The following is a 26607-nucleotide window of genomic DNA, read 5'->3' on the forward strand; positions in this document are numbered from 1 at the left end:
CGGCGCAATGGACATGCGGCCGCAGAGGCGGGGCGGGAGACACGCGGCAACCATCATTGGCACCAAAGGATCGGGGCGATCCCGGTAACGACGGTCTTCACGTGCTCCCCTTCCGCAATCACCTTTCGCGGTAAAACACCATGCCGCCATGGTGCAGCACGTCATCGATGAACTCGCCATCGGCCGTGAAGCCGGTGTCATCCCAGTAGTCGATCTGGTTGCCGGTCACTTCGTAGCGCCCCTGATAGGCGCTCTTTCGGTTTCCGCGCGCCTCGTCATAACGGCCGTTCGGCAACAGTTCCTGGCGGATCCGCCCGTCCTCGGTCACCCACATGCCGACATAGGGATGATCTGCTTGCTTGCTTTGAGCCTCGCTGCTCATGACGTCCTCCGCGACGGCTTGACGGGAGATCGGCGCGTCGGCAGATGCCAGACCGGCAACAAGGGTGGCGGCGGCAAGCTTGGGGAGATTGTTCATGGCTGCTCTCCCGCAGACTTGTCCTTGCCCGCTTCGGCCCGTTCGGCAAAGAGCTGCGACAAGGATTGCGAGGCAGCAATGGCGCGGGGAAATCCGGCCGGAACGGTTACCATGTAGATGATTTCCTTGAGCTCATCCTCGGAAACACCGATGTTGAGCGCGTATCCGGCATGGACATTCATCAGCTCCGTCAGGCCCATCGCAGCGAAGGCGGCGACCGCTGCCAGTTGCCGCGTCCGGTTGTCGAGACCCGGGCGAGCCCAGACGTCGCCAAGGGCATAGGCCTCGGTCGCATCGGCAAGGAAGGGAAACTCCTGCCGCATCCGTTCCAGATTGGGCTGCGTCACGCCATTGTTGAGGGTCCGGATGACGGCGGCGCCGCGTTCGCGACGCTCCTCCAGGGATTGGGCGAAGGCGACCTCCGGCGAAAGGCCCAGGAAAACCGCCGCACCTGCTGCTGCGAATTGCGATTGAATGCGATCAAGCACGTTTCTCTCCTCGATAGATTGTCTGTTGGGACGTCAGCCGATCGCGAACGTCGCCATCCTCCGGCTGTTCGATGCCGGGGAGGGCGCGACAAGCGCGCGTCCTATCCGCGTCAGCTGAATTTGGGGGAGGCGCTGTCATTCGGAGCGTCGAAAGTCAGCGGGCCCTGTCCAGTTCCTCCTCCGTCTTGCGTTGCTGTGTCGACGCAAAAGGTAGGCGGGGAAGATTGGAACGATAAGACGCCGATTTCGATCCATACTGGTAAATCTGACTAACCAGTCGGAATATTGTTCAGTGGCACGCTCATCGCGACCATGTCAGTTATGACAGGCGAATTTGTTCTCTCGGGTACGGGCCCTTGGCGTGATTGCGGCGGCACCACCGTTTGACTTCGAAATCACTTACAAAAACGCGCCAGCCTCGCGGCTCAGCGTGTCGATCAGCAGGCAGACACCGGGCAGCATGCCGCGGCTCGCAGGATGTATCAGCGAAATATCCAGTCCGGGGCCGGCCCAGCCAGGCAATATCTGTATGGCGGTTCCCTCGGCGACCATCCTGCGGCCGATGACGGTTGGCAGGCGGCCGATGCCGATCCCGGCCTCGATAGCCTCCGAGATGCCGCGGACGCTATTGGCACACATGCGCGGCTTGAACTCAACCTTCACCGGGTCTTGCGCCGCATGGTGGAGTGTCCAGGTCTGGCTTTCGCCCGGTGCGATCTGCTCGTCGATCAACTGATAGGTTGTTAGGTCGGAAGGCAGCAGTGACATGCCCTGTGCCGCGAACAGCGCCGGTGCTGCAAAGATAGACGCTTCGGTGCGTCCGATCTTGCGGGCGTCAGGGACGAATCCTCGAGATTGCCGACCCTCGGGAACATTCCGTCGACCTCGGCATGGACAATCTCCAGATGATCCGCAACGCCCAATTCCCGCCGGCGCTATCGCCGCCGGCCGTGCAGCCACAGGAACGCTTCATCGCGGGCGGCGAGGGAAATCCGAAGCTGCGGGTCGTCGTCCTGGATCCGGCGCCGGAGCGCCCGAACAAGCCGGCAATCCAGCATCTTCACGGTGGTGGACTGGTCGTTGGCAAGCCCGAAGTCGCCGTTCCCGAACTGCAGCAATTGTCCGCGGAACTGGGCGCGCTTATCGTTTCGGTCGACTACCGCCTTGCACCCGAGCATCCGTTCCCGGCTGGGCTCGACGACGCATACGCGGCGCTCGGCTGGTTGCATCAGGCTGCGGTCGAGCTTGGCGTTGATAGGAAGCGGATCGCCGTGATGGGCGAGAGTGCCGGCGCCGGGCTTGCCGCTGCCGTCTCGCTCCGGGCACGTGACCGCGGCGAGTGGCCGATCCGCTTCCAGTTGTTGCGTTATCCAATGCTCGACGACCGCACTGTGTTGCGCTTGCCACCGGCTCACGTCGGAACCTTCATCTGGAACGCGCAGTCGAATGCTTTTGGCTGGACTTCCCTGCTCGGTCGCAAGCCGCTGATGGCGGAACCACCGGCGGAGGCGGTTCCGGCACGTGCCGTCGATCTTGCCGGCCTGCCATCCACCTGGATCGGCGTTGGCACACTCGACCTGTTCGCACAGGAATCGATACATTTCGCATCCCGTCTCGTCGTGGCCGGCGTGCCGGTCGAAATGTCCGTGGTTCCCGGCGCCTATCACGGCTTCGACACGATGGTACCGCAGGCGCGCATCTCGGCGGATTTCATCGCCGGCTGGAAATCGGCGCTGAGCCGATCTTTGGAAGTCGACTAAGGGGCAGGCGCACTGCACGGTTCGCGCCGCATGACTGCCAGGGCGCAAGAGGCTTTCCGCCCGAAGGCGGCATCTCGCTTGACGACCGCCGCCATTTCTTCCGATAGGGTCAATCTACGAGCAGGTGTGCGGGGAGGTGGCGACTGTGGCAATGCTCTTTGTTCCGGGCTTCATGCTCGACGCCGATCTCTGGCGCGATGTGGTTCCCGCACTCGGCGACGGTCCCGCGACCTATGCCGACCTGTCGCAAGACGGCTCGATCGAAGCCATGGCCCGTCGCACGCTGATGGATGCCCCGGATCGCTTCATACTCACCGGTTTCTCCATGGGAGGCTACGTCGCCCGGGAAATCGTCCGGCAGGCGCCCGACCGGGTGACCGCACTGATCCTCATTGCCACGTCCGCGCGCGGCGACAGCGACGTCGAGCGCCAGCGAAAGGCTGTCGTCGCCGGGCAGGCCGCTGGCACGGCATTCAAGGGGCTCAGCCGATCGGCTATCCTCTCGTCCCTGCACCCCGACAATGCGGGGCGGACCGATATCCTCGATCGCATCCAGGCGGCAGGCCATCGAATGGGAGGCGACGCCTTTCGCCGACAATCTCTCATCGAGCGGAGGGACGAACGGGACGCTCTGGCGTCGATCCAGTGCCCAAGCCTGGTCATTGCCGGCGAAGAGGATCGGTTGAGGTCGCGCGCCGAAACGCTGGAGCTTCACAATGGGCTCGTCGGCTCAAGCTTCGAAGTCGTCGCCGACACTGGCCACATGGTCCCGATGGAAGCGCCGCAACGCCTCGCCACCATCATTCGGGAATGGCTCGCTCAACAGAAGGCCGAAGCGTAACGCGCCCGAGCCAAACTCCACCGTTCGCCTCCCGTTGTCACCCAATTCTTGCCGTTTGCAGCCCTGGCCGTTCCAAATCCGGCGGGTGTCACGCTTGGGCTGAGGACGCTTTGGCAGTCTCGCCAAGCAGGACGTTCCACGGAGGAGAAGGATAGCAACCCGGCATTTCCGCTCACCCTCCACTTCGGTTACAGGACAGCTAGAAGAACGCTGTTGACAAAACACACCGATGACTGGCAAATGTCAGAAATGTACAGAGGACGCGGGTTGTCGGTTGGTTTCAGGGGAGACAGGAGCCTGGAGCCGAAGAACCGGGAAGCATTTCCGTCTGCACAGATGCCAGCATGGGAGGGGACATCGTGGCTTTTCAGATGGATCGGCAGCTCGGCTTTCTCGCCACTGTGAACGTTGCCGCCATTGTCGCCGGTGCGATACTCGTCGGCGCGAGTTTCGTCGAGCTCTATAACTTCCAGTCCATGGCGTCGCAGGTCCCCGAACTGGGGTTCCTCGCCCTTGGCGTCATGCTGGCCATGATGTCCGGCAACGGCGGCATCGACCTTTCCGGCATCGCGCTTGCCAATCTCTCGGGCGTTGCCGCCTACTTCTTTCTGCGCGACGTGATTTCCGCCGACGAGGCTCCGCTTCTCTTCACCTGGAGCCTGATCGGCGTAGCGCTTGGCATCGGCCTTGTCGGCGGCATGCTGAACGGTTTCCTGATCGCGAAGGTTGGATTGACGCCGATCATCGCCACGCTCGGCACGCAATTGCTCTTTACCGGCCTGGCGATCGTTCTCACCAATGGTTCGGCGCTCAGCATCGGCTATATCGAGCCGCTCGACGATTTCGGTAATGCCACGATCCTGAGCGTGCCCCAATGCTTCGCTCTGTTCCTGGTCGTCGCGCTCGCGATCGGCGCCATCCTGCGTTTCACGCCCTTCGGCCAACGTCTGCTTCTGCTCGGCAACAATGCCAAGGCCGCGCGCTACGCGGGCATCCCGGAAAAGCGCATCCTGTTCCTGACCTATACGGTTTGCGGGCTATTGGCGTCGGTTGCCGGCATCGTCATTGCCGCGCGCACCTCGAGCGTGAAGTGGGACTACGGCACCTCCTATGTCCTCATCGCTATCCTGATCGCCGTCATGGCCGGGGTTCGCCCCGAGGGCGGCTATGGGCGAGTCATCTGCGTCGTGCTTTCGGCAACGTCGCTGCAGATGCTCTCCAGCCTCTTCAACTTCATGAACATCTCGAACTTCTTCCGAGACCTCGCCTGGGGCGTTCTTCTGCTCGTTTTCATCGCCACCTCCGGCTTCGACTTCAAAGCCTGGTTCAGGGCGGCCCGCAGCTAACCCCGTTTCCGCCAGGGCCGGGCGCGAGCCTTCGCGCGCCACAGCTCTTTCCTTTCGAAGGCGCAATGGGAGGAACTATGCCTGATTTTCGTAGAATTGCCGCCTGCACCGTGGCTCTCAGCACCATCTGGAGTGCCGCGGCTGCCATGGCCGAGGAGAAGCCGAGCATCGTGACCGTCGTCAAGGTCACCGGCGAGAATTGGTTCACCCGCATGGCCGAGGGCGTCGCCGCCTATGGCAACGACAACGATACGGTTGCCACGAGCCAGATCGGCCCGGGCAAGGCGGATGCCGCCCAGCAGGCACGCCTGATTGAGGACCTTGTCGCCAAGAAGGTCAGCGCGATTGCCGTCGTGCCGATGGATGCGGCGTCGCTCGAAGGCGTGCTGAAGCGCGCCGCCCAGCGCGGCATCAAGGTGGTGACCCACGAGGCCGACAGCATGAAGAACACGCTCGTCGACATCGAAGCCTTCGAGAACAAGGCCTTCGGCGCCCGCTTCAACGAGAAGATCGCCGAGTGCATGGGCAAATCAGGAAAATGGACGTCCTTCGTCGGTTCGCTCGGCAGCCTGACGCATGTCCAGTGGGCTGACGGCGGCGCTGAGAACGCCAAGAAGTTCCCAGAAATGGAGTTGGTCTCGGAGAAGAACGAATCCTTCAACGACGCCAACCGCGCCTATGAGAAGGCCCGCGAGATCCTGCGCAAGTACCCCGACATCAAGGGCTTCCAGGGCGGCTCCGCCATCGACGTCATCGGCATCGGCCGCGCCGTCGAAGAGGCCGGCCTGCAGGACAAGACCTGCGTTTTCGGCATCGGCCTGCCGAAGGATACCGGATCCTATCTTGAATCCGGCGCCGTCGATGGCATCAGCTTCTGGGATCCGAAGGATGCCGGCTACGTCATGAACAAGGTGGCAGACATGGTCATCAAGGGCGAAGAGATCAAGGACGGCATGGATCTCGGCGTGCCCGGCTACGAAAAGGTGACGGTCAAGAAGGGTGCCGGTGACGGTATCATCGTCGTCGGCGAAGCCTGGGTCGACGTCGACAAGTCGAACTACGGCAAATACCCGTTCTGATCGGTTCTGCCGATTAATGCCGTCGCGCCATAACCCGGCGCGGCGGCGTGTCCCTCGAACGCCCTCATGCACCATCAGGACAAAGCCATGCAGCCCCAGCCCACTGGCGGTGAACCGCATCTCAAGCCCGCGACCCCTTTTCTGGAGGTGCGCAACATCGAGAAGCACTTCGGTGGCGTGCGCGCGCTCAAGGGCGTGAGCCTTTCGATCGAGGCCGGCAACATCTATCACCTGATGGGTGAGAATGGCTGCGGCAAGAGCACGCTCATCAAGATCATTTCCGGGGCTCAAGGGGCTGATGCAGGCGAACTCTTGATCGACGGCAAGACGGTCACCGGACTGACGCCGGTTGCAGCCCTCGCTGCCGGCATCGAAACGGTCTATCAGGATTTCTCGCTGCTCCCCAATCTCTCCGTCGCCGAGAACATCGGCCTGACCCAGCAGTTGGTGTCATCGTCGGGCAAGCTTGCGCGGCGGCTCGACATACCGAAGATGCGGGCGACGGCCGAGCGCGCCCTTGCGGCCGTCGGCCTGCCGGCGAGCAGGGCCTTTCTTTCAACGCGGACGGACGAGTTGCCGATGGCGACGCGGCAGCTGATCGCCATTGCCCGCGCAATCGCCTCCGACGCCCGCCTCGTCATCATGGACGAGCCGACGACCGCGCTGACCAAACACGAGGTCGACAATCTCATCGGCGTCGTCGATCGCCTGCGCGCCAAGGGCGTGGCCGTGTTGTTCGTCACCCACAAGCTCGACGAGTGCAAGTCGCTCGGCGGGCGGGCGATCATCATGCGCGATGGCCAGAAAGTCGCCGAATGCGACGTCGAGGGCCATTCGAAGACCGATTTGGCCTTCTGGATGACGGGCAAGGTGCTGGACGACACCCGCCAGCGGTCCGCCATCACGCTCGGCGAGAAGCTGCTCAATGTCGAAAAGCTCTCACGAACCGGATTTTTTGCAGACGTGTCCTTGTCGCTGCACAAGGGCGAGATCATCGGCATTACCGGCCTGCTCGATTCCGGGCGCAACGAACTGGCGCTTGCGCTCGCCGGCGTTTCGCCGGCCGACGGCGGCGGCATTTTTCTCGAAGGCAACGAGATCCGCCTTGCCAAACCCGCCGATGCGATCGCTTCCGGGATTGGCTACGTTCCCGAGGACCGGCTCTCAGAGGGATTGTTCCTTTCGCAATCGATCAAGGACAATATCGTGGTTCCGGTCCTCGACCGGCTGCGCAATGCCTTCGGCATCGTCGACGGGCGCCGCAGCCGAGCGCTCGCCGAGCGCACGGTCGACGACCTTCAGGTCGTCTCGGCCGGCGTCGACAAGCCGGTGCAGTCGTTGTCCGGCGGCAACCAGCAGCGCGTGCTCATCGGGCGCTGGCTGACGATCGAACCAAAACTGCTCATCCTGCACGGCCCGACCGTCGGCGTCGACGTCGGCTCCAAGGACACGATCTATCGGATCATCCAGCGGCTCGCCGGCGACGGCATGGGCGTCATCATCATCAGCGACGACCTGCCCGAACTGCTGCAGAACTGCGACCGCATCATGGTCATGCGCAAGGGTCGTGTCGTCAAAACCTTTGCCGCCGAGGGGCTGGCGGAAGACGTTCTCTCCCGCGCGCTGACCGACGATACCATTGCGAGGCTTCAATGAGCGAAACCACCTTCTCCCCGGCAGAACCCCGGTCTGAAAGCGCGGGCGCTGTTGCCGGCATCTGGACGTGGCTCATGCGCCACCCACCGGCCTTCACGCTGATCCTGATCGTCGCGGTTTCGCTCGTCGTCGGTGCGATCAACACGGACTTCTGGCAGGTGTCGAACCTTTTCGACATCCTGCGTGCGTCCGTCGTCCGCGGCCTCTTCGCGCTCGGCGTGCTCGTCGTCCTTGCCTCCGGTGGCATCGACGTCTCGTTCACGGCGATTGCCGCATTCGTCATGTACGCCGTCACCATGCTGGTCGTGAATGTCGTGCCCGACATGCCGATCGTCGCGATCCTCGCGCTCGGCGCAATCGGCGGCGCCTGTTTCGGCGCGCTCAACGGCGTTCTGGTTCATGCCCTGAAAGCGCCATCGCTGATCGTGACGATCGGCACGCAATATGTCATCCGCAGCTTCCTGCTCACCTTTGTCGGCACGGCGCTGTTCATGAACATTCCTGCGGCAATGGACGCGTTCGGAAAGCTTGCGCTCTTAACCCATCACAGCGCCAATGGCTCGACCTCGACGTTGCCGGCCTTCGTGCTCATCCTCGCCGTCGCCGCTGTCGTCACCTGGTGGATCCTTGAGCGAACCCTCATCGGCCGTGCAGTCTACGCCGTCGGCGGAAACGCCGGTGTGGCCGAGCGGCTCGGCTACAACCTGCGCACGGTCCGTATCTTTGTCTTTGCCTATGCGGGGCTTCTCGCCGGCGTCGCCGGGATCATTCACGTCTCCAGCAACCGGCTGGCGAACCCGTTCGATCTCGCCGGCGCCGAGCTCGAAATCATCGCCGCGGTGGTCCTCGGCGGCGCGCGTATCACCGGCGGCTCCGGCAGCGTCATCGGCACGCTTCTGGGCGTCGTGCTGATCACGCTCGTCAGTAACGTCCTCATTCTCGTCGGCATTCCGAGCACCTGGCAGCTCGTCATCGTCGGTATTTTTATCATTCTCGCCGGCGCGATCTTCTCGATCCGCGGCAGACAATCCTGACGGCTGGCCCCGGGGCCGCCAAGCGCGGTCAGGGCCGGCGTCATTCGACAACCCTGTTTCCTTGAGAAAGGTTTGAGTGCATGGCGCACGATGTTTCGGTCATCGGACTTTACATTCTCGACATCCTCGGTCGCCCGGTCGATCGCATTCCCGAGGGCGGCAATGTCGAGTTTATCGACGAGATCCGCTTGACGGTTGCCGGTACCGCCGGGGGCACCGTGGTCGACCTTGCAAAGCTCGGTCTCAACTGCCTCGCGGTTGGCGCCGTCGGTGACGACGAGAAGGCCGATTTCGTGCTTTCGACCTTGCAGCGCTTCGGCGTCGATACGGCCGAGATGCAGCGGATCCCCGGCGTTCCGACGTCTGCCACGATCCTCAACATCCGCCGCAACGGCGAAAGGCCTGCTCTTCACGTCCGCGGCGCGTCCGGTCATTTCGAGATCGCAGCCGAAGCGCTCGATCGCGTGACGGCGGCGCCGATTGTCCACCTTGGCGGCACGGGCCTGCTCGACCGCCTCGACGGTGAGCCGAGCCGCGTGCTTCTCGAAGCGGCCAAGGCCAAGGACCGGATCGTCACCTTCGATCTGCTCGGCGCCAGTGAGAAGACGCTTTCCCTCATCCGCCCGCTCTTCCCCTATATCGACTACTTCATGCCGTCGGTGGAGGAGGCCATGCTGATTTCCGGGCGGAAAACCGCCGAGGATGCGGCGCTCTTCTTCTGCGATCTCGGTGTGAAGCATTGCGTTTTCACACTCGGCGGCGACGGCGTCTATTTCATGGATCCGGACCGAAAGACCGTGAAACTGCCGGCCTTCGAGATCGACGTCGTCGATACGACCGGCTGCGGCGACGCCTTCAATGCCGGTTTCATCACCGGCCTGCACCACAAGATGGACACGGAGACATCACTGAAGTTCGCGCAGGCCTCGGCCGCGCTGGTGGCGACCGGTCTCGGTTCTGATGCCGGCATCACCTCCTTCGAGGGGACGCAGGCATTCATGCGCACCGCGCGCGTCAAGGCAAACTGACGGGCTGGCAGGGCGCTCCTGACGGAGCGCCTCAGACCCCTTCGGCCAGCAGCATCTCGGCGGTTTCGATGTCGGTGACAAGGTGAGTGGCGTAGCCGCCATTCATCGTCGCGCGGATTGCCGTTACCTTGTTCGCGCCGCCGGCGACACAGACGCGGCTCGGGATGCGCACGAGTTCGTCGAGCTCGATGCCCACCATGCGATCGTCGAGTTCGCCGCTCACCTGTCGGCCCGCCTCGTCGATGAACCGGCAGATCAGCACCGCGACTGCGCCGTGCGCCTGGTAGGAGTCGAAGTCCTCCTGGCTTGCGACATTGGCCGACCGGATCAGCGTGTCAGGACCGATATCGCCGACGCCGAAAACCAGGATGTTGGTCGAATGGATAAGCTCGAACTGCTTGACGAGCACCGGTTCGGAGAGAAGCCAGCGTTTCAGTTCCGGCGTCGACAGCAGCGCCGGCGCCAAAAGGTTGACGCAGCGCGCGTGAATGCGCTGGGACATCAGCGAGGTACAGAACTCCGGCGAGAATTCGGGATTGGCGATGGAACTACCCGAGACCTGGACGACAGTCAGCCCATCGAGTGCTTCGGCCAGCGAGATCTGATCGGCGACTGCAAGTACGGTCCGTCCCCAGGCCACACCGATCGTGTCGCCTTGCTTGATCATGTCGGCAAGCAGGCGGGCGCCCGCCTCACCGAGCCGCGTCACCAGCGACGCAGGCTCTCCCGCGGGAATGACCAGCGCTCCTTCGAGCCCGAACTTCTCCTTGAGCTTGCGAGCCACGGCGACGCGTCCGCCGACATCGGTGTTGACGCGGATGGTGACGAGGCCGCGCTCGCGGGCCTCCTGAAGGTAGTTGACGATGGTCGCGCGCGACATGCCGAGGATCTTGGCGATGTCGCTCTGGGTCAGTTGATCGACGTAGTAGAGCCAGGCGGCCCAAACGACCCCGTCATCGAACTCGGGCGGCAACGACTTGCCTTCGCCGATCATCCAACTTGCCCGCGCGCTCTCCGTCATCCGTCACTCCGCTTGATACCGTTTGCGCCACCTCAAACCGGAAAAGCGGCTGCCGTCAAACAAATTCGAACGCTCAATTGACATTTGACACACTATGTTGTCATTTGTTTATGTTCCGTTGTGACGGACGATCGAGAACGGAATCGCGCTTGAGCACGCGGTACCGCGAATGTGGCCGCATGGGCAGGCGAGACCGCGGCAGACAGGATCGGACCCGCGCCTCTTCGACGCGGCCCGCGCCAGACGCCGATCCCAAATTTCCCAAGCGGCCTTTCCCGTCAGCCTCCCGTGGCTCGGTGGGCATGGTCCCGCCATGTCATTTTTGTCCGGAGCCGTCGCAGGTGATGTCTGCCGGAAGCTGAGGAGCCTTTGCATGAAATCGAGATGGTCTGAAACCGAATATGCCAGTGTCGTCGACGCCTACGTCCGCAACGGCGTCAACCGCGACCTGGCGATCCGCACCTACACCACGCGCCTGCTCGGATCGGATCCGGAACTGGTGCTGCACGGCGGCGGAAACACGTCGGTGAAGACCACCTTTACCGATCTCGACGGTTCGGAAATTCCGGTTCTTTGCGTCAAGGGAAGCGGCTGGGACATGGGCACGATCGAACCGGCAGGACTGCCGGCCGTCCGCCTGCAGCCCCTGCAGGCGATGGTCGGTTTCCAGACGCTTAGCGACGACGACATGGTCATGCTGCAGCGCCGGTTGCTGCTCGATCCAGCGGCGCCCAATCCTTCTGTCGAAGCGATCCTGCACGCCAACCTGCCGTTCAAGCACATCGACCACACCCATGCCAACGCGATCGTATCGCTGACCAACCAGCCGCACGGGGAAGATATCGTTCGCGAACTCTTCCCCAAGGCGATCATCGTTCCCTATGTCATGCCCGGCTTCGATCTCGCAAAAGCCTGCGACGAGGCCTTCCGCGCCGATCCGACCGCCGACGGCATGATCCTCTTGAAGCACGGCATCTTCACCTGGTCGGAGGATCCGCGCGAAGCCTATGAAAAGATGATCGTGGCGATCGACATGGCCGAGCGCCGCATCGCCAAAGGCAATCCGCGCCCGTTCGTTCAGGCAAAGCAACCGGCAGCGATTGCGTCGGCCGCCGAAATCGCCCCGATCCTGCGGGGCGCCGTCGCCATCGACACCGGTGTCGAAGGCTCTCCGAAGCGCTTCGTGCTCGAACACCGCGCGAGCGAGACCGTGCTCGAGTTCTGCAACGCAGAAAACGCTGCCGATCTCGCGCGCCGCGGCAATGCGACGCCGGAACATGTCATCCACATCAAGCGCTTCGGACTGGCCCTGCCGGCGCCGGTTACCGGAGAAATGGCCACCTGGGCAGAGACGGTGCGCACGGCGGTGGCGGATTACATCGCCGAATACCGCGCCTACTTCGAGCGCAACAACGCGCGTGTTGGCGGCAACAAGAAGATGCTCGACCCGATGCCCCGCGTCTTCTACGTCGCCGGCGTCGGCCTCTTCGCAGCAGGTCCCAGCAAGAAGGCGGCACGCGTCGGCGCCGATGTCGCGGAAGCCACGATCAACGTCATCCGCAACGCCGAGGGCATCGAGAGCTTCGAGGCGCTGTCGGAACAGGATCTCTTCGACATCGAATACTGGTCGCTTGAGCAGGTGAAACTGGCGAAGCAGGTGGAAAAGCCGCTCAGCCGACAGGTCGCGGTGGTGACCGGTGGCGCCGGCGGCCTTGGCCTTGCGATTGCCGAGGCGCTGCGTGCGGAAGGCGCCGAAGTCGCCCTCGTCGATCTTGCCGAAGCGGCGGTCAAGAAGGAGGCCGCCCGGCTTGGCGGCCTTGGCGTCGCCTGCGACGTGACCAACCCCAAGGCCGTTGAAGCCGCTCTCGCCGGCGTTACCGAACATTTCGGCGGTATCGACATCGTCATTTCGAACGCCGGCGCTGCCTTCCAGGGCGCCATGATCGAGGTCTCCGACGAACTCTTCGAGAAAGCCTTCGCGCTCAATTTCTGGGGGCATCACTACATTGCCCGGACTGCGACCAGGATTATGAAGGCGCAACGCACCGGCGGCGCGCTGGTGTTCAACGTCTCCAAGCAGGCGGTCAATCCCGGCCCCAACTTCGGTCCCTATGGCACCTCGAAGGCGGCGCTGATGGCGCTGATGCGGCAATACGCCGTCGAGCATGGCGCGGACGGCATCACTTCGAACGCCGTCAACGCCGATCGCATCCGCACCGGTCTCATGACCGACCAGATGGTCGAGGAGCGCAGCCGCGCCCGCGGCATCACACCGGAAGCCTACATGCGCGGCAATCTCGTTCATCGCGAAGTCGCAGCCAAGGATGTGGCCGAAGCCTTCGTGCATCTTGCCAAGGCACGCACGAGCACAGGCGCGGTCATCACCGTCGACGGCGGCAATGTCGCGGCAATGATGCGATAGGTGGATTATGCGCGGCCGCGGTGAGCACCACCGCGGCCGTGCCCTGCGATATGAAGAACATCGGCTCGACTGCCGATTGTGTCGCCGTGGCGAAGAAAGTTCGACAACGCGACGGCCTAAGCCAACGGACAGCGAAGGGCTACCTGACGAACTGGCGCGTGGGCTCCTAGATCCCGGAGCCGTCCAATTCCTGTTCGTCCTCGCCTTCCCAGGGCAGGGGCATCGCGGCGCGATCGAGATTGGCCATGGGCATCGGCATCCAACACTTCAGCTCAGGTTCGGCATACTCGATGATGCGACCGGGCGAGGAATCGGAGGCGCGCCAGCCTTCGGACCCAAACTGATCACCCTTCGACCAATAGGCGAGATCGACTTCCGCAGCGCCCTGTTCGGACGGGCGGATCGTGACGAGGATCCGGCTCCCGTTTTTCGGCGCGCTTGCCATATGACGCCAGTGGTCCGCCTCAGCCATCATTTACCTCCTGCCTTGCTGCACCTCACAAGTGTCGCCTCGGCGCTTAAAACGGTCAACTCATTGTTTGCGTGGGCGAGGGGAGGAGGCAAGGCCAAGCGACAGACCTAGGCAAGCGCAGAACCGGGCTGGGCAATAGATGAGCGGGATGATCAGGTCTTCCTCGTCGTCCAAATGGCGAATCAGAACTCGGACGCGGAAACCTGGCCGGCGAGGCTGTCGACCGCCGGCCGGCTTCGCCCGCAGTTCCCGAAAGAGCGTCGGCGCCAGCAAACTTTACGGGATGGCGATGACCGCTTCGATCTCCACCTTCGCGCCCTTCGGCAGAGCGCTGACCTCGTAGCAGGCGCGTGCCGGGAACGGCTTGGCGAAGAAGCCCGCATAAACCTTGTTGATCTCCGCGAACTGTCCGAGGTCGGTGAGCAGAACCGTGGTCTTGACGGTGTTGGAAAGGGTCGTGCCCGCTGCGGTCGCAATAGCCCCAAGGTTCTTGAGGCACTGCTCGGCCTGCGCGATCGCGTCGTCCGAGTTGAACTCTCCGGTGGCCGGATCGATCGGAAGCTGACCGGAGACGAACAGGAGGTTGCCGACCTTGATTGCCTGTGAGAACGGACCGACGGCACCCGGCGCGTCGGTGGTGTGGATTTCCTGGATCATGATCTTCTCCGAGATTGGTGGTTGATTGGAACACGCTTATGCGTAGCGGGCGATCGCGAGATCGGTGGCGTCGATTTCCGGCTGGCGTCCGCTGACGAGATCAGCGATGACGCGGGCCGAACCGGAACTCATCGTCCAGCCGAGCGTACCGTGACCGGTGTTGAGATAGAGGCCGGCGACCTTCGTCGGGCCGATCACAGGCGTGCCATCCGGCGTCATTGGGCGAAGCCCCGACCAGAAGCTTGCCTTCGACACGTCGCCACCCGGGAAGAGATCGGTGACGGAGTGCTGGAGCGTCAGGCGGCGAGGCTCGCCGAGATCGTTGGTATAACCCGAGATTTCCGCCATGCCGCCGACGCGGATGCGATCGCCAAGCCTGGTGATGGCGATCTTGAAGGTTTCGTCCATAACGGTCGATTCCGGCGCGCGCGAAGCGTCGGTGATCGGGATCGTCAATGAGTAGCCCTTGACCGGATAGACCGGCAGACGGATGTCATGCGGCCTGACGAGGAGAGGGGAGAAGCTGCCGAGCGCCACGACGACGGCGTCGGCCTTGAGCGTGCCATGCGCCGTGACGACGCCCTTGATCCGGCCGCCTTCCACGTCGAGGCTGCGGATGATGCTGCCGTAGTTGAAGCGCACGCCGAGCGCTTCCGCCTTTTTCGCAAGTTCGTTGCTGAACTTGAAGCAGTCGCCGGTCTCGTCCTTCGGCGTCAGCAGGCCGCCGACGATCTTTTCGCGCACATGTTTTAGCGCCGGCTCGACGCGAATGCAGCCGTCGCGGTCCAGAACTTCGTAGGGAACACCGTCGGCGGCGAGCGCCTTGACGTCTTTGCCGGAGGCGTCGAGCTGGGCTTGGGTGCGGAAGAGCTGCAGCGTTCCCTGCATGCGCTCGTCATAGGCGATGCCGGTTTCGGCGCGCAGCGCAGCGAGCGAGATGCGGCTGTAGTCGGCAAGCCTGAGCATGCGGCTCTTGTTGATCGCGTAGCGCCCGGACGTGCAGTTCGAGAGCATCTTGATCATCCAGGAGATCATGGCGGCATCGACCTTCGGTCGAAGGATGAGCGGCGCGTGCTCCATGAACAGCCATTTCATCGCCTTCATCGGAATCCCGGGTGCTGCCCAGGGCGAGCAGTAGCCGAAGGAAACCTCGCCGGCATTGGCAAAGCTCGTCTCCAGCGCCGGTCCGGGCTGGCGATCGATGACGGTGACCTCATGTCCGCTCTTGGCAAGCTGGTAGGCCGAGGTGACGCCGACGATGCCGGCGCCGAGAACGATAACTTTCATGATGTCCTCAAAAGGGAAGGAAGCTCAGCGATACTGCCGTTCGTAGCGATGCCCGAGACCGGTCAGGATTTCGTAGGAGATGGTGCCGGCATCGCGTGCGATGTCTTCGAGTGTCTGGTTGGGCCCGAGGACCTCCACCAGGCTGCCGAGTTGCAGGCGCCCCTCCGGCAAGGCGGAGATGTCGATGGTGATGCTGTCCATCGACACCCGGCCGACGATCGGCAAGCGAACACCATCGCAATAGACCGCACCCCGATCGCTCAGGCTGCGCGGCAGGCCGTCGGCATAGCCGGCAGCAATGGTGGCAAGCCGGGTCGGGCTTGCGGCGACATGGCTGCCGCCATAACCGACGCGCGCTCCGGTCGGCACTTCACGCGTCTGTACCACCGCAACATCGAGCTTGATGACCGGCTCCATCGGGTTTGGATGACCATCCGTCGGAGCACCGCCATAGAGTGCAATCCCTGGCCGAACGAGCACGCCGTGATAGGCTTCGCCGAGGAAAATGCCGCCCGAGTTGGCGAAGCACAGTTCGTATTCCGGAAACTCCGTGGCGATGCGTCGGAGTTCGGCAAGCTGGTTGCCGTTCTGCTCGCTCAAGACATCGTCGGCAGAGGCCAGGTGGCTCATGACAAACTGGATGTCGATCATGCCGCAGGTCCGCAGCATCGATGCGATCGCCGGTCGTTCCTGCGGCGGGACACCGAGCCGCGACATGCCTGTGTCGAACTGCAGCGCCGCGGGAAGGCGACGGTTGAGGTTTACAGCCGCACCGGCCCATTGCCGCAATTGTTCGAGGGAATTGATGACTGGAACGATGCCATCGTCGGCGCAGGCGAGCTCATTGCCCGGCTGCAGGCCATTCAGAACGAAGATCATCGCATCGCGGGCAAGCTGAGGTCGCAGGCGCCGAGCTTCCACGAACTGGGCCACGAAGAAATGCCGGCAGCCATGGTCATAGAGGCGCGCCGCGACCCGGTCCGCGCCAAGCCCATAGGCATCCGCCTTGACGACTGCTGCGGCCCGCGCCGGCGCAATTTCAGACACAAGCCGGTCGTAGTTGCGAACCAGCGCCGCAAGATCGATCGTGAGGTAGCCTGAGGCGCCGCCCTTGATCGCTTTCTGCTGCGTATTTTCCCTGACTGCGCCGTCCATGGCCGAGCCTCCCAACTTGTCCGGAGGGTAGTGAAACGATCGCAGAATTGTCGACGAATTGTCGATTGATCGTTGCGCGGATTCGTGATCATTGAATGAAACAGCGAAGAATTGGAATAATCTGCAATGCCCGCGCTCGACACCATAGACCGCAATATCCTTCGGCTGCTGCGCCTGGACGCGCGCCGGAGCAATGCCAGCCTCGCGACCGAGGTCGGGCTCTCGCCATCCGCTTGTCTAAGGCGGATAAAATTGATGGAACAGTCCGGCGTCATCCGCGGCTATACCGCCCTGGTGGACACCTCGAACGTCGAGGCCAGCATTGCCGTTATCATCAACATCACGCTGGACCGCCAGACGGAGGACTATCTCGACCGGTTCGAGGCGGCTGTACGAAGACATCCCGAGTTGCGGGAGTGTTTTTTGATGACCGGTGGATCGGACTATCTCCTGCGCGTCGAAGTCGCCAATGCCGGCGAGTTCGAACGCATCCACAAGGAGATTCTCTCGGCTTTACCGGGGGTCTCCCGGATCCATTCGAGCTTTGCGATCCGCAACGTGCTCGCGACACGTCCCAAGGCACGTCGATAGGCTGCAGTGTCAGAACCCCGGCGGCCGCCCCTAGCAGAGCAGGAGGGCGACAGGCATCAAGGCGAGGAGGCGGGCAAGTCCATCGGCCGCAAGTCGGTCGCGCAGGCTGTGAGTGGTTGGCGATTTGTATCTCGCCCGGGGACAATTCTGCCTCCAGCGTTCATATATGAAACAGAACGAATATTCCGAAGGCGGAAATTTGCGAATTCTGCATTCTATTTTCTCTTGCAGGTTCGTTATCGTTCGTTTTTAATCAGCGCACTTTCGCTGCGAAAGTCAGGCGCGACTGATTGAGGAGGATCAACGCGACTGAGCACCGAGACTTGTCGTCTCAATATTGGGAGGAACCGCCATGAGAGTTTTGAAATGGACGCTTGCGGCCACATCTGCAATCTCGATCTTCGCCGCTTCGAACGCCTTCGCGGCAACGGAGCTTGCCTGGTGGCACGCGATGACGGGCGCCAACAACGAAACCGTTGAAAGGCTTGCCAAGGAATTCAATGAAAGCCAGTCGGAGTACAAGATTGTCCCCGTGTTCAAGGGCACCTATGGCGAGACCCTGAACGCGGGTATCGCTGCGTTCCGCTCCAAGCAGGCTCCCGCCATCCTGCAGGTGTTCGACGCCGGCAGTGGCGTGATGCTGGGCGCGGAAGGTGCCGTGGTCCCCGTGGCGGAGGTGCTTAAGAAGGGCGGCTACGAGTTCAACAAGGACCAGTATCTGCCGGGCATCGTCGCCTACTATTCCAAGGCTGACGGGACCATGTTGTCCTTCCCCTTCAACTCGTCGTCCCCGATTCTCTATTTCAACAAGGACGCCTTTACGAAGGCCGGTATCGATACGGCCAAGCCGCCGGCCACCTGGCCCGAGGTCTTCGAAGCGGCAAAGAAGATCAAGGCGAGCGGGGCGGCAAATTGCGGCTTCACCTCGACCTGGCTGACCTGGATCCAGACCGAAAACTTCTCGGCCTGGAACAATGTGCCCTACGGCACGAACGAAAACGGGCTTGCCGGGCTCGAAGTGGAACTGAAGATCGACGCGCCGCTCTTCGTCGACCACTTCCAGTCGATCGCCGACCTCGCCAAGGACGGCACCTTCCGTTACGGCGGTCGCACCTCGGAAGCCAAGCAGCTGTTCATGTCGGGCGAGTGCGCGATCCTGACGGAATCCTCCGGTGGTCTCGGCGACATCGTCAAGTCGGGCATCAACTATGGTGTCGGCGAGCTTCCCTACTATGAGGGCCATGGCCCGCAGAACACCATCCCGGGTGGCGCAAGCCTCTGGGTCTTCGCCGGCAAGAGCGATGGCGAATACAAGGGCGTGGCCGAGTTCTTCCATTTCCTCTCGAAAACGGAAACTCAGGCCCAACTTCACCAGGTCTCGGGCTACCTGCCGGTGACGCTTGCAGCCTATGAGGAAACCAAGAAGTCCGGCTTCTATGAAAAGAACCCGGGCCGCGAGACGCCGATCAAGCAGATGATGGGCAAGGCGCCGACCGAAAACTCCAAGGGCGTCCGCCTGGTCAACCTTCCGCAGGTTCGCGACATCCTCAACGAAGAGTTCGAAGCGATGCTTGCCGGCCAGAAGGATGCCAAGACGGCCCTCAGCGAAGGTGTCGTGAAGGCAAACGCAGCGATCAAGACTGCTGTCGGAAACTGACCTCCAAAACGAAATGTCCGCATCGCCGAAAGGCGGTGCGGACTGGTCTTTGATGGGGAGGGGAGTCCATGCAGTCCGTCGTGTTTCCAAACAAGGTGCTGCCGTATCTTCTGCTGGCACCTCAGATCGTCTTGACGGTCATCTTCTTTTTTTGGCCCGCCAGCCAGGCGCTCTACCAGTCGGTGCTGCGCGAAGATCCGTTCGGCCTTAAATCCGGCTTCGTCGGTCTCGCCAACTTCCGGGCAATCCTTGCAAACCCGGACTATCTGCATTCTCTAAAGGTCACCGTGGCCTTCAGCCTTGCGACTGCGCTGTTGTCGATGGCGCTCGCGCTGCTGCTCGCCACGGCGGCCGACCGGGTGGTGCGCGGGCGCAACGTCTATCGCACGCTGCTAATCTGGCCCTATGCGGTTGCCCCGGCTGTTGCCGGCATGCTGTGGCTGTTCATGTTCAACCCGGCAATGGGCACCTTCTCTTACATTCTGCGCCGCAATGGCTTCACTTGGGATCCGCTGCTCAACGGCAACCAGGCGATGTTTCTGGTGATCGTGGCGGCAGCCTGGAAGCAGATCAGCTACAACTTCCTCTTCTTCGTCGCCGGCCTGCAGGCGATCCCGAAGTCGCTGATCGAAGCGGCAGCCATCGATGGTGCCCGCGGCACCAAACGGTTCTGGACCATCGTCTTCCCGTTACTTGCGCCGACGACGTTCTTCCTGCTCGTCGTCAACACCGTCTACGCCTTCTTCGACACCTTCGGCATCATTCACGCGGTCACAGGCGGAGGCCCCGCCAAGGCCACGGAGACGCTCGTTTACAAGGTCTATAACGACGGCTTCGTCAATCTCGACCTCGGCAGTTCGGCAGCCCAGTCGGTGATCCTGATGATCATCGTCATTGCGCTGACGGCGTTCCAGTTCCGCTTCGTCGAGAAGCGGGTCCACTATTCGTGAGGCGCAGATGATCGAGAACCGTCCCATATCAACTGCGATCAGCCACTTGATACTCGTCATCGGGATCATCATCGTCGCGCTGCCGATCTACTATACCTTCGTCGCCTCGAGCCACAGTTCGATCGAAATCGTGCGGCCACCCATGTCGCTGGTGGTCGGAGATCACCTTGTCGAGAACTATCGGGAGGCGATCGGCGGCGGCGTCGAGCGTGTCGTCGGCGTCAGCCTTGAGCGGCTGTTGTTCAATTCGACGGTCGTGGCGATCGCGATCGCCGTCGGCAAGATCGTCATCTCCTTCCTGTCGGCCTTTGCGATCGTCTTCTTCCGCTTCCCGCTGAAGATGCTGTTCTTCTGGATGATCTTCATCACCCTTATGCTGCCGGTCGAGGTGCGCATCCTGCCGACCTACAAGGTGATCGTCGATCTCGGCTTGATCGACACCTATGCGGGGCTGACGCTGCCGCTGATGGCGTCGGCAACGGCGACGTTCCTCTTTCGCCAGTTCTTCCTGACGATACCAGGGGAGCTGGTGGAGGCCGCGCGCATCGACAATGCCGGCCCGTTTCGCTTCATGAAGGATATCCTGCTGCCACTCTCGGCAACGAACATCGCGGCGCTCTTCGTTATCCTCTTCATCTATGGCTGGACCCAGTATCTCTGGCCGCTGCTCGTCACCAATGACGCGAAGATGAACACGATCATCATCGGGCTCCGGCGGATGATCGATTTTACCGACGCCTCGACGCCTTGGAACTATGTGATGGTGACGGCGATCCTTGCAATCATCCCGCCGATCCTCGTGGTCGTGCTGATGCAGCGCTGGTTTGTCAAAGGTCTTGTGGAGACAGAAAAGTAATGGCTGAAATTACCCTGAATGACGTCCGCAAGACCTATGGCACGGTGGAAGCGATCAAGGGCGTTTCGCTCGAGATCAAGGACGGAGAGTTTGTCGTTCTTGTCGGGCCGTCCGGCTGCGGCAAGTCCACGCTGTTGCGCATGATCGCCGGGCTCGAGAACATCAGCGGCGGAGATATCCTGATTGGCGGGCGTCGGGTCAACGACGTCGAGCCGGCGGAGCGCGACATTGCGATGGTCTTCCAGAACTACGCGCTTTATCCGCACATGACGGTGCGCCAGAATCTTGCCTATGGGCTCAAGAACCGAAAGACACCGCCGGCCGAGATCGACCAGCGCATTGCCACGGCCGCAAGGACGCTTGAGATCGAGCCCTATCTCGACCGCAAACCACGGCAGCTTTCGGGCGGCCAGCGCCAGCGCGTTGCCATGGGGCGGGCAATCGTTCGCCAACCCGCCGCGTTTCTGTTCGACGAACCGCTCTCGAACCTCGATGCCAAGCTGCGCGGGCAGATGCGCATCGAAATCAAGCGGTTGCAGCGCTCGCTCGCAACGACGAGCGTCTATGTCACGCATGATCAGATGGAAGCGATGACGCTTGCCGACCGGCTTGTCGTCGTCAGCGCCGGCCGCATAGAGCAGGTCGGCACGCCACTGGAGCTTTACGAGAAGCCCGCGACCACCTTCGTCGCCACCTTTATCGGCTCGCCCTCGATGAACCTGCTGCACGGCAAGGACATGTCGGCGGGCTGGTCGCTTGCCGCGGATGTGACGAGGCCGACTGGCGATTACACGCTAGGCGTCCGTCCGGAAGATATTTCGCCGATGTCAGCCGATGCTCCAGCGCGAGCCTTCGAAGCGACGGTGCGCATCGACGGCATCGAGTTGGTCGGCGCCGAAAGCCTCATACACGGTCGCCTCCAAAACGGCGACGAGTTGGTCTTTCGCGTTTCCGGGCGCGCGCGCAACGAGATCGGTGACGAGGTGAAGGTCGGGGCGAGCACCGAAGCGCTCCACATGTTTGATGGCAGTGGGAACCGGCATGGATGATAGCCGGAAGGTCAGGGGAAGGGTTCCGGCGGAACTTCCTGCCCACCCTTAAAGTTCGGCGAGAGCTATCCGGCGCTGAGTAGCGGGAGCCCGATTTGCGCCAGCCTGGTCGATAGCCAGTCTTCCAGAATACGATCAACGTGATCGGCGCCGGGCCTTCGGAGTTTGATCGCAGCAGATTTAGTTTGCCGCGCCTCGGATCAAGAAGCCGAAGGTGTCATGTGAGCGGCCTCGAGTTGCCAAGCGCGGCAAGACGAGTGTGCGCCAACAGTCGGCATGTTTTCTTCGGCGAAACGGTGTTGCGGGTTTTCAAGGTCGAAGCCCCGATGCTCCAGCCCAAGAATGCAGCAGTCACCGTCCGGCTGGATTGTCCAGTGCAGCTCGAAATCAGCAAACGTGTAGACCAGCGTCTTGCCGGGATCGACCTCGATGACACGGCACGGAACCGCTAAAGCGGCCCGAATGGGTGTTTGCAAGTTAGTTCCATAATGTATGTTATGCGATTCAGAACTGTAGTGGCTATTTAGTAATGCGACAGTTGGGCCAGTTAGAGATGCGACAGTCTCGCCTCTCGACGCACTGGTCAAAGCCAACGTTGGGAGCAAGGATGACGACCTTCAGCCTGGTCGAGACCATGAGCGGTCGGAGTCGTCATGTCCTGTTTGATCACCATGTCGCAGAAAGAGTTGCATCGCCTCGAAGTCATCCAGAAGATCCGTGACGAGCGCCTGAGCGTTGTCCAGGCTGCCGAACTGCTCAACCTCAGTCGAAGTCAGATCCACAGACTGCTGCAGGCTTATGATCAAGATGGTCCGGCCGGTCTTGTTTCGAAGAAGCGATCCCAGCCGAGCAATCGGCGCCACAGCGAGGATTTCCGCAATGCGGCGCTGGATCTGATCCGCGAACGCTATCTGGATTTCGGTCCGACGCTGGCGCGCGAGAAGCTCATCGAGCTGCACCGGATTTCTGTTGCCAAGGAAACGCTGCGGCAATGGATGACCGAGGCTGGCATCTGGATCTCGCGTCGGGAACGCAAGAAACGGGTTTTCCAGCCACGTGGCCGGCGCGACTGCTTTGGCGAACTGGTGCAGATCGATGGATCGCATCACTGGTGGTTCGAGAACCGCGGCCCCAAATGCGCCCTGCTCGTCTATATTGATGACGCCACCGGCAAGCTTTTACATCTTCGCTTTGCTGGATCGGAGAATACATTCGATTATCTGCACGCGACGAAGGCCTATTTGCAGCAATGGGGCAAGCCGCTGGCCTTCTACAGCGACAAGCACGGCGTTTTCCGCTCGCTCCATGCGTCGAAGAAAGACCGGACAAGCGGCCTGACGCAGTTCGGACGGGCGCTCTATGAACTCAATATCGACATCATCTGTGCCAACACCCCGCAGGCCAAGGGTCGAGTGGAGCGTGCCAACCAGACATTGCAGGATCGGCTGGTCAAGGAGATGCGACTTCGCGGCATCGATACGATCGAAGCTGCCAATGTCTATGCGCCTGAGTTCATTGCAGATTTCAACACTCGTTTTGGCAAGCAACCACGCAATCCGAAGGACATGCACCAGCCGCTGTCCGACCATGAGAACCTCGATGGTGCCATGTGCCGCAAGGAAGTGCGCACGCTGTCGCAATCCCTGACGCTGCGTTACGACAAGGTGCTGTTCATTCTCGATCCGACCGAGATTTCCAGGCCATTGGCGGGCCAGAAGGTGATTGTCTGCGATTATCCGGACGGTCGGCTTGAGATCATGCACGAGAGCTTTGCCCTGCCCTACAGGACCTTCGATACGTTGCGCTCGGTGCATCGTGCCGAGGTCGTCGACAACAAGCGGCTGGACGACATGCTGTCAATTGTCGCCGAGATGCAGGCCGGACGCCAACAGCAGCGCAGCAAGAGTGGTCCGAGCCGAACGGGCCAAACGGATCATATGTTCGGCATTCGAGACGGTAGCACAGCCAACGGCTACCAGAAGCGTGGTCCCAAGCCTGGCCGGCGGACGGATTTCATGAACGATCCGGCGGTGATTGCGCGACGAGAGAAAGCGTTGATGAGGCGGCCAGCGGCGGAATAAAGAGCGTCAATGCACGCCGATGTCGCTCTGCGTATCCGATTCCAACTGCAGGCAAGCTGGCCAAAGTGGCGTCTTGTGGAAGGCTCCATGCTGGAGGAGCGTGAGCCCCTCTCGTGCCTCATAGAGCACACCGAGCCAGCACAAGCGCCGAAAGACGCCATATTGGAGATCGGATTTCAACTTCCAGGCTTCTATGGTCATTTCGGTGTCCGACAGAGGCGCCAAGTCTGGATAGAGGATCTTCACAACGTCTATTGGCGTGCACCCTTCCCTGGCTTTGATATTGAGAAGATTGAGGAACATGCGCCACCAGCGTAACCGCGCTCGGACCTCCTCTTCCCGCTCGGTGGTATGGACATACGAATAGAGATAATCCGTGGCGATCAGATCGAAGAAGGCTTGCGGGTTCACCAGGAACTCCCGGCCGCGTCTGGTTGGCAGCAGCACATCTTTTTTCCGACGAAGAAGCTTCAGATGACGGGTCATGTCGCGCACCACCCAAAGCGGCGGCATGTCGCTTTCATTGAGCACCTTGTTCATGCTGTAGAGGTCTTCGGCTGTGAAGCCTGGCCAAAGGAAGTGCACAGCGGCCCAATGCACGAACTTGCGGTTCATGGCGCCGGTCGCCGTCAATCCTATGCCGCCCTCACCGTCAGCATAGGCAACCGAAAGAAGCATACCGCGAAGAAGTGGGGACAGTGCGGCGACATCGACGTCACCATGCAGCTTGATTTCCGGAAGCATCGTGCGGCTGTGATCCCTACCTCGCCCTATGCAGGTGCAAGCGAGTATCAACCGGCGACAAAACAATTGCTACTGAGAAAGCTAAAGCCGAAGGGGAGTGTCATCACCCGCCCCCGCTCCGCCCTTTCAACCCGGACCAGCCGGTCGGATCGGGGGCTGACTGGCAGAGCAAGCCGGCGGGCAGTGTCGCATTTCTAAATGGCTGGCGACGTCGCAGCCCTATTCAGCTTTGACAAGAACTGTAGCCGGGTACATTCTATTTCCAAGTGCGACATGCCAATAATTTCAATGGGTTCCCCTTGGAGATTTTGGGATGTTTCGACGTTATTCGCAGCTGAATCTGGCCGATCGACGCCGCCTTCACCACTTTGTCGAACGCAAACTGCCGATCAACGAAATGGCGCGTCAACTTGGCCGTCATCGATCGACAATCTATCGCGAGATCAGACGCAACACATTCCACGATCGCGAACTCCCCGAATACAGCGGTTACTTCTCGACGGTTGCCGATGATATCAGCAAGGAGCGTCGGCGGCGCCTGAGGAAGCTCAGGCGCCATCCACAATTGCGCGAACTCGTGATCGATCGATTGAAGGCCTACTGGTCGCCTGAGCAGATAGCCGGCCGACTGTGGGCGGATGGACTTAGCCTCGTTCGGATCTGCGCCGAGACGATTTATCGCTTCGTATATGGCAAGGAAGACTACGGTCTCGGCCTCTTTCGTTACTTACCGGAGGCACGCCGCAAACGTCGCCGTCGCGGTTCCAAGAGACCGCGCGATGGCGTCTTCCCTGCAGCCTGCAGAATATCGCAACGCCCTGATTTTATTGATGATCGCTCGCAGTTCGGTCATTGGGAGGGCGACCTTCTGATCTTCCAGCGTGATCTGGGCAACGCCAACGTGACTTCATTGATCGAACGCAAAAGCCGCTACACGGTAATGATCAAAAACAACAGCCGGCACTCACGACCGATCATGGACAAGATCGTCGATACCTTTGCGCCCTTGCCGGCTTTTGCCCGACAGAGCTTCACGTTTGATCGCGGCACGGAGTTTACCGCTTTTAGGGCTTTGGAAGATGGTATCGGCGCACGCAGCTGGTTCTGCGACCCCAGTGCGCCCTGGCAGAAAGGTGCAGTCGAAAACGTGAACAAGCGTATTCGCCGCTTTATGCCCGGCGATACGGATCTTGCAGCCGTATCGCAGCGCAATCTGATCCAACTCGCGCGCCATCTCAATGACCAGCCGAGAAAGTGCCTCGACTACAGGACACCGACAGAAGTGTTCATGGCACATTTGCAAGAAGGAGGCTGAACCCCTACCCTCAAAACAGGCATGATGCACTTCGGTTAGGTTCTCCAAGCCGCAAAGTTAAAGTGTCCTGATCCTGCAAAGTTGGAATGTCACTCTCCCCGGGTTTTGATGACCTGGGAGATTGCGGATGGGATTGATTGCGATGAGCGAGCGCGATCTGCAGCGGATTGAGGTTTTGTCGAAGGTGATCGCCGGACGCATGACGTTGGCGTCGGCGGAGCACGTGCTTGAGCTAAGCACCCGCCAGGTTCGCCGGTTGCTGGAGCGGATCGACACCGGCGGTACGGCGTCGACCCGGCCCCACGCTATGACCGTGCGCACCGTATGTTCGGCATCTTCCTAAGACATGTAGTCTTCGAGCTCCCCTGAAAATCGGGTAAAGGGCGCGTGGTGGCTCGGTCGGTCGTCGAGCGCGCGCCGGAGCGGGACGTAAGCTAAAAGATGGCCCGCAAACAGGCGCTTACGATTGTCAACATCAGCTGCGCAACGGAGGCCGACGTCTCTCAAAAGGTGACCCGAAGCCTCTGATAAGGCGAGCCAATTGCAAAGCGGCATCGACTGCGGATTGACAGTCGACGGAAATGGGCGGATAGCCCGGATGCCATTTTAAGGCTTCAAAGCACCCTGCTCCCGGTTCTAG

At 61.4% G+C, this 26607-nt stretch carries 25 protein-coding genes and 1 pseudogene; 17 read left to right on the forward strand and 9 right to left on the reverse strand.

What is annotated here, in order from left to right; translation table 11 throughout:
- Window positions 1-118: 118 nt before the first annotated feature.
- The 3 genes from OVA00_RS00515 to OVA00_RS00525 all read right to left on the reverse strand — a co-directional run bounded on the left by OVA00_RS00515 (window position 119) and on the right by OVA00_RS00525 (window position 1926).
- The gene (locus tag OVA00_RS00515) at window positions 119-478 is read right to left on the reverse strand and encodes an Atu4866 domain-containing protein (protein ID WP_060529075.1); all 360 of its coding nucleotides are present in this window, start codon (window positions 476-478) and stop codon (window positions 119-121) included.
- Window positions 475-966 (reverse strand): carboxymuconolactone decarboxylase family protein, encoded by a 492-nt coding sequence (locus OVA00_RS00520; RefSeq protein WP_089044874.1) that lies wholly within the window; start codon window positions 964-966, stop codon window positions 475-477. The genes OVA00_RS00515 and OVA00_RS00520 overlap by 4 nt, the downstream gene beginning before the upstream one ends.
- 399 nt (window positions 967-1365) lie before the next feature.
- On the reverse strand, window positions 1366-1926 hold the full coding sequence (locus OVA00_RS00525; RefSeq protein ID WP_268087677.1) for a LysR substrate-binding domain-containing protein: 561 nt from the start codon (window positions 1924-1926) through the stop codon (window positions 1366-1368).
- On the opposite strand from OVA00_RS00525, the gene OVA00_RS00530 reads away from it, so the two are divergent.
- From OVA00_RS00530 to OVA00_RS00560, 7 genes are all read left to right on the forward strand, one after another.
- Window positions 1857-2726, forward strand: coding sequence for an alpha/beta hydrolase (locus OVA00_RS00530; RefSeq protein ID WP_268087678.1), 870 nt, complete (start codon window positions 1857-1859; stop codon window positions 2724-2726). The two genes, OVA00_RS00525 and OVA00_RS00530, sit on opposite strands and share 70 nt — an antisense overlap.
- A 151-nt stretch (window positions 2727-2877) precedes the next feature.
- The gene (locus OVA00_RS00535; RefSeq protein ID WP_210339496.1) at window positions 2878-3567 is read left to right on the forward strand and encodes an alpha/beta fold hydrolase; all 690 of its coding nucleotides are present in this window, start codon (window positions 2878-2880) and stop codon (window positions 3565-3567) included.
- 371 nt (window positions 3568-3938) lie between these two features.
- On the forward strand, window positions 3939-4913 hold the full coding sequence (locus OVA00_RS00540) for an ABC transporter permease (protein ID WP_442780456.1): 975 nt from the start codon (window positions 3939-3941) through the stop codon (window positions 4911-4913).
- 77 nt (window positions 4914-4990) lie between these two features.
- On the forward strand, window positions 4991-5992 hold the full coding sequence (locus OVA00_RS00545; protein ID WP_192445178.1) for a substrate-binding domain-containing protein: 1002 nt from the start codon (window positions 4991-4993) through the stop codon (window positions 5990-5992).
- An 87-nt stretch (window positions 5993-6079) separates the two neighbouring features.
- The gene (locus OVA00_RS00550; protein WP_268087679.1) at window positions 6080-7648 is read left to right on the forward strand and encodes a sugar ABC transporter ATP-binding protein; all 1569 of its coding nucleotides are present in this window, start codon (window positions 6080-6082) and stop codon (window positions 7646-7648) included.
- A gap of 74 nt (window positions 7649-7722) precedes the next feature.
- Window positions 7723-8682: an ABC transporter permease gene (locus tag OVA00_RS00555; protein ID WP_371273831.1), complete on the forward strand. Its 960-nt coding sequence runs from the start codon at window positions 7723-7725 to the stop codon at window positions 8680-8682.
- An 80-nt stretch (window positions 8683-8762) separates the two neighbouring features.
- The gene (locus tag OVA00_RS00560) at window positions 8763-9710 is read left to right on the forward strand and encodes a carbohydrate kinase family protein (protein WP_034790386.1); all 948 of its coding nucleotides are present in this window, start codon (window positions 8763-8765) and stop codon (window positions 9708-9710) included.
- A gap of 31 nt (window positions 9711-9741) precedes the next feature.
- Here OVA00_RS00560 and OVA00_RS00565 read toward each other — a convergent pair whose 3' ends face one another.
- On the reverse strand, window positions 9742-10731 hold the full coding sequence (locus OVA00_RS00565) for a sugar-binding transcriptional regulator (protein WP_226020752.1): 990 nt from the start codon (window positions 10729-10731) through the stop codon (window positions 9742-9744).
- Between the two features lie 373 nt (window positions 10732-11104).
- Between OVA00_RS00565 and OVA00_RS00570 the strand changes: the two genes are divergently transcribed.
- Window positions 11105-13153: a bifunctional aldolase/short-chain dehydrogenase gene (locus tag OVA00_RS00570; protein ID WP_268087680.1), complete on the forward strand. Its 2049-nt coding sequence runs from the start codon at window positions 11105-11107 to the stop codon at window positions 13151-13153.
- 166 nt (window positions 13154-13319) lie between these two features.
- Here OVA00_RS00570 and OVA00_RS00575 read toward each other — a convergent pair whose 3' ends face one another.
- The 4 genes from OVA00_RS00575 to alr form a co-directional block, all read right to left on the reverse strand.
- On the reverse strand, window positions 13320-13625 hold the full coding sequence (locus tag OVA00_RS00575) for a hypothetical protein (RefSeq protein WP_034790383.1): 306 nt from the start codon (window positions 13623-13625) through the stop codon (window positions 13320-13322).
- 276 nt (window positions 13626-13901) lie between these two features.
- Window positions 13902-14282, reverse strand: coding sequence for a RidA family protein (locus OVA00_RS00580; RefSeq protein WP_060610740.1), 381 nt, complete (start codon window positions 14280-14282; stop codon window positions 13902-13904).
- Window positions 14283-14318: 36 nt separating this feature from the next.
- Window positions 14319-15569 (reverse strand): D-amino acid dehydrogenase, encoded by a 1251-nt coding sequence (locus tag OVA00_RS00585; protein ID WP_090427698.1) that lies wholly within the window; start codon window positions 15567-15569, stop codon window positions 14319-14321.
- Window positions 15570-15593: 24 nt separating this feature from the next.
- Window positions 15594-16724: an alanine racemase gene (alr, locus tag OVA00_RS00590; protein ID WP_060529082.1), complete on the reverse strand. Its 1131-nt coding sequence runs from the start codon at window positions 16722-16724 to the stop codon at window positions 15594-15596.
- A gap of 126 nt (window positions 16725-16850) precedes the next feature.
- Here alr and OVA00_RS00595 point away from each other — a divergent pair, with 126 nt between their 5' ends.
- The 7 genes from OVA00_RS00595 to OVA00_RS00625 all read left to right on the forward strand — a co-directional run bounded on the left by OVA00_RS00595 (window position 16851) and on the right by OVA00_RS00625 (window position 23908).
- Window positions 16851-17315: an Lrp/AsnC family transcriptional regulator gene (locus OVA00_RS00595; protein WP_034790372.1), complete on the forward strand. Its 465-nt coding sequence runs from the start codon at window positions 16851-16853 to the stop codon at window positions 17313-17315.
- A 352-nt stretch (window positions 17316-17667) separates the two neighbouring features.
- The gene (ugpB, locus tag OVA00_RS00600) at window positions 17668-18972 is read left to right on the forward strand and encodes a sn-glycerol-3-phosphate ABC transporter substrate-binding protein UgpB (RefSeq protein WP_060521180.1); all 1305 of its coding nucleotides are present in this window, start codon (window positions 17668-17670) and stop codon (window positions 18970-18972) included.
- Between the two features lie 68 nt (window positions 18973-19040).
- Window positions 19041-19922, forward strand: coding sequence for a sn-glycerol-3-phosphate ABC transporter permease UgpA (gene ugpA, locus OVA00_RS00605; protein ID WP_268087681.1), 882 nt, complete (start codon window positions 19041-19043; stop codon window positions 19920-19922).
- 7 nt (window positions 19923-19929) lie between these two features.
- Window positions 19930-20778, forward strand: a complete 849-nt coding sequence (gene ugpE, locus OVA00_RS00610) for a sn-glycerol-3-phosphate ABC transporter permease UgpE (RefSeq protein WP_060521181.1) — start codon at window positions 19930-19932, stop codon at window positions 20776-20778.
- Window positions 20778-21827, forward strand: coding sequence for a sn-glycerol-3-phosphate import ATP-binding protein UgpC (locus OVA00_RS00615; protein WP_034790367.1), 1050 nt, complete (start codon window positions 20778-20780; stop codon window positions 21825-21827). The genes ugpE and OVA00_RS00615 overlap by 1 nt, the downstream gene beginning before the upstream one ends.
- Window positions 21828-22048: 221 nt before the next feature.
- Window positions 22049-22279 carry a hypothetical protein gene (locus OVA00_RS00620; protein ID WP_268087682.1) on the forward strand — a complete coding sequence of 77 codons (231 nt, stop codon included), beginning with the start codon at window positions 22049-22051 and terminating at the stop codon, window positions 22277-22279.
- Window positions 22280-22480: 201 nt separating this feature from the next.
- The gene (locus tag OVA00_RS00625; protein WP_268087683.1) at window positions 22481-23908 is read left to right on the forward strand and encodes an ISNCY family transposase; all 1428 of its coding nucleotides are present in this window, start codon (window positions 22481-22483) and stop codon (window positions 23906-23908) included.
- A 6-nt stretch (window positions 23909-23914) separates the two neighbouring features.
- Here OVA00_RS00625 and OVA00_RS00630 read toward each other — a convergent pair whose 3' ends face one another.
- Window positions 23915-24652, reverse strand: coding sequence for a hypothetical protein (locus OVA00_RS00630; RefSeq protein ID WP_268087684.1), 738 nt, complete (start codon window positions 24650-24652; stop codon window positions 23915-23917).
- A gap of 313 nt (window positions 24653-24965) precedes the next feature.
- Between OVA00_RS00630 and OVA00_RS00635 the strand changes: the two genes are divergently transcribed.
- On the forward strand, window positions 24966-25967 hold the full coding sequence (locus OVA00_RS00635; protein WP_268087685.1) for an IS30 family transposase: 1002 nt from the start codon (window positions 24966-24968) through the stop codon (window positions 25965-25967).
- A 127-nt stretch (window positions 25968-26094) separates the two neighbouring features.
- A pseudogene (locus tag OVA00_RS00640) lies at window positions 26095-26277 on the forward strand (ISNCY family transposase); the annotation flags it as partial.
- Window positions 26278-26607: the final 330 nt, after the last annotated feature.

The sequence above is a fragment of the Ensifer sp. SL37 genome, from assembly GCF_026672675.1.
Taxonomy (GTDB): Bacteria; Pseudomonadota; Alphaproteobacteria; order Rhizobiales; family Rhizobiaceae; genus Ensifer; species Ensifer adhaerens.

Excerpts from the sequence above, each read along its gene's own strand:
- OVA00_RS00515 (WP_060529075.1), bottom strand. The coding sequence starts at position 478 with ATGAACAATCTCCCCAAGCTTGCCGCCGCCACCCTTGTTGCCGGTCTG.
- OVA00_RS00530 (WP_268087678.1), top strand. The coding sequence starts at position 1,857 with ATGGACAATCTCCAGATGATCCGCAACGCCCAATTCCCGCCGGCGCTA.
- OVA00_RS00535 (WP_210339496.1), top strand. The coding sequence starts at position 2,878 with ATGCTCTTTGTTCCGGGCTTCATGCTCGACGCCGATCTCTGGCGCGAT.
- OVA00_RS00540 (WP_442780456.1), top strand. The coding sequence starts at position 3,939 with ATGGATCGGCAGCTCGGCTTTCTCGCCACTGTGAACGTTGCCGCCATT.
- OVA00_RS00545 (WP_192445178.1), top strand. The coding sequence starts at position 4,991 with ATGCCTGATTTTCGTAGAATTGCCGCCTGCACCGTGGCTCTCAGCACC.
- OVA00_RS00550 (WP_268087679.1), top strand. The coding sequence starts at position 6,080 with ATGCAGCCCCAGCCCACTGGCGGTGAACCGCATCTCAAGCCCGCGACC.
- OVA00_RS00555 (WP_371273831.1), top strand. The coding sequence starts at position 7,723 with ATGCGCCACCCACCGGCCTTCACGCTGATCCTGATCGTCGCGGTTTCG.
- OVA00_RS00560 (WP_034790386.1), top strand. The coding sequence starts at position 8,763 with ATGGCGCACGATGTTTCGGTCATCGGACTTTACATTCTCGACATCCTC.
- OVA00_RS00565 (WP_226020752.1), bottom strand. The coding sequence starts at position 10,731 with ATGACGGAGAGCGCGCGGGCAAGTTGGATGATCGGCGAAGGCAAGTCG.
- OVA00_RS00570 (WP_268087680.1), top strand. The coding sequence starts at position 11,105 with ATGAAATCGAGATGGTCTGAAACCGAATATGCCAGTGTCGTCGACGCC.
- OVA00_RS00575 (WP_034790383.1), bottom strand. The coding sequence starts at position 13,625 with ATGGCTGAGGCGGACCACTGGCGTCATATGGCAAGCGCGCCGAAAAAC.
- OVA00_RS00580 (WP_060610740.1), bottom strand. The coding sequence starts at position 14,282 with ATGATCCAGGAAATCCACACCACCGACGCGCCGGGTGCCGTCGGTCCG.
- OVA00_RS00585 (WP_090427698.1), bottom strand. The coding sequence starts at position 15,569 with ATGAAAGTTATCGTTCTCGGCGCCGGCATCGTCGGCGTCACCTCGGCC.
- alr (WP_060529082.1), bottom strand. The coding sequence starts at position 16,724 with ATGGACGGCGCAGTCAGGGAAAATACGCAGCAGAAAGCGATCAAGGGC.
- OVA00_RS00595 (WP_034790372.1), top strand. The coding sequence starts at position 16,851 with ATGCCCGCGCTCGACACCATAGACCGCAATATCCTTCGGCTGCTGCGC.
- ugpB (WP_060521180.1), top strand. The coding sequence starts at position 17,668 with ATGAGAGTTTTGAAATGGACGCTTGCGGCCACATCTGCAATCTCGATC.
- ugpA (WP_268087681.1), top strand. The coding sequence starts at position 19,041 with ATGCAGTCCGTCGTGTTTCCAAACAAGGTGCTGCCGTATCTTCTGCTG.
- ugpE (WP_060521181.1), top strand. The coding sequence starts at position 19,930 with ATGATCGAGAACCGTCCCATATCAACTGCGATCAGCCACTTGATACTC.
- OVA00_RS00615 (WP_034790367.1), top strand. The coding sequence starts at position 20,778 with ATGGCTGAAATTACCCTGAATGACGTCCGCAAGACCTATGGCACGGTG.
- OVA00_RS00625 (WP_268087683.1), top strand. The coding sequence starts at position 22,481 with ATGTCCTGTTTGATCACCATGTCGCAGAAAGAGTTGCATCGCCTCGAA.
- OVA00_RS00630 (WP_268087684.1), bottom strand. The coding sequence starts at position 24,652 with ATGCTTCCGGAAATCAAGCTGCATGGTGACGTCGATGTCGCCGCACTG.
- OVA00_RS00635 (WP_268087685.1), top strand. The coding sequence starts at position 24,966 with ATGTTTCGACGTTATTCGCAGCTGAATCTGGCCGATCGACGCCGCCTT.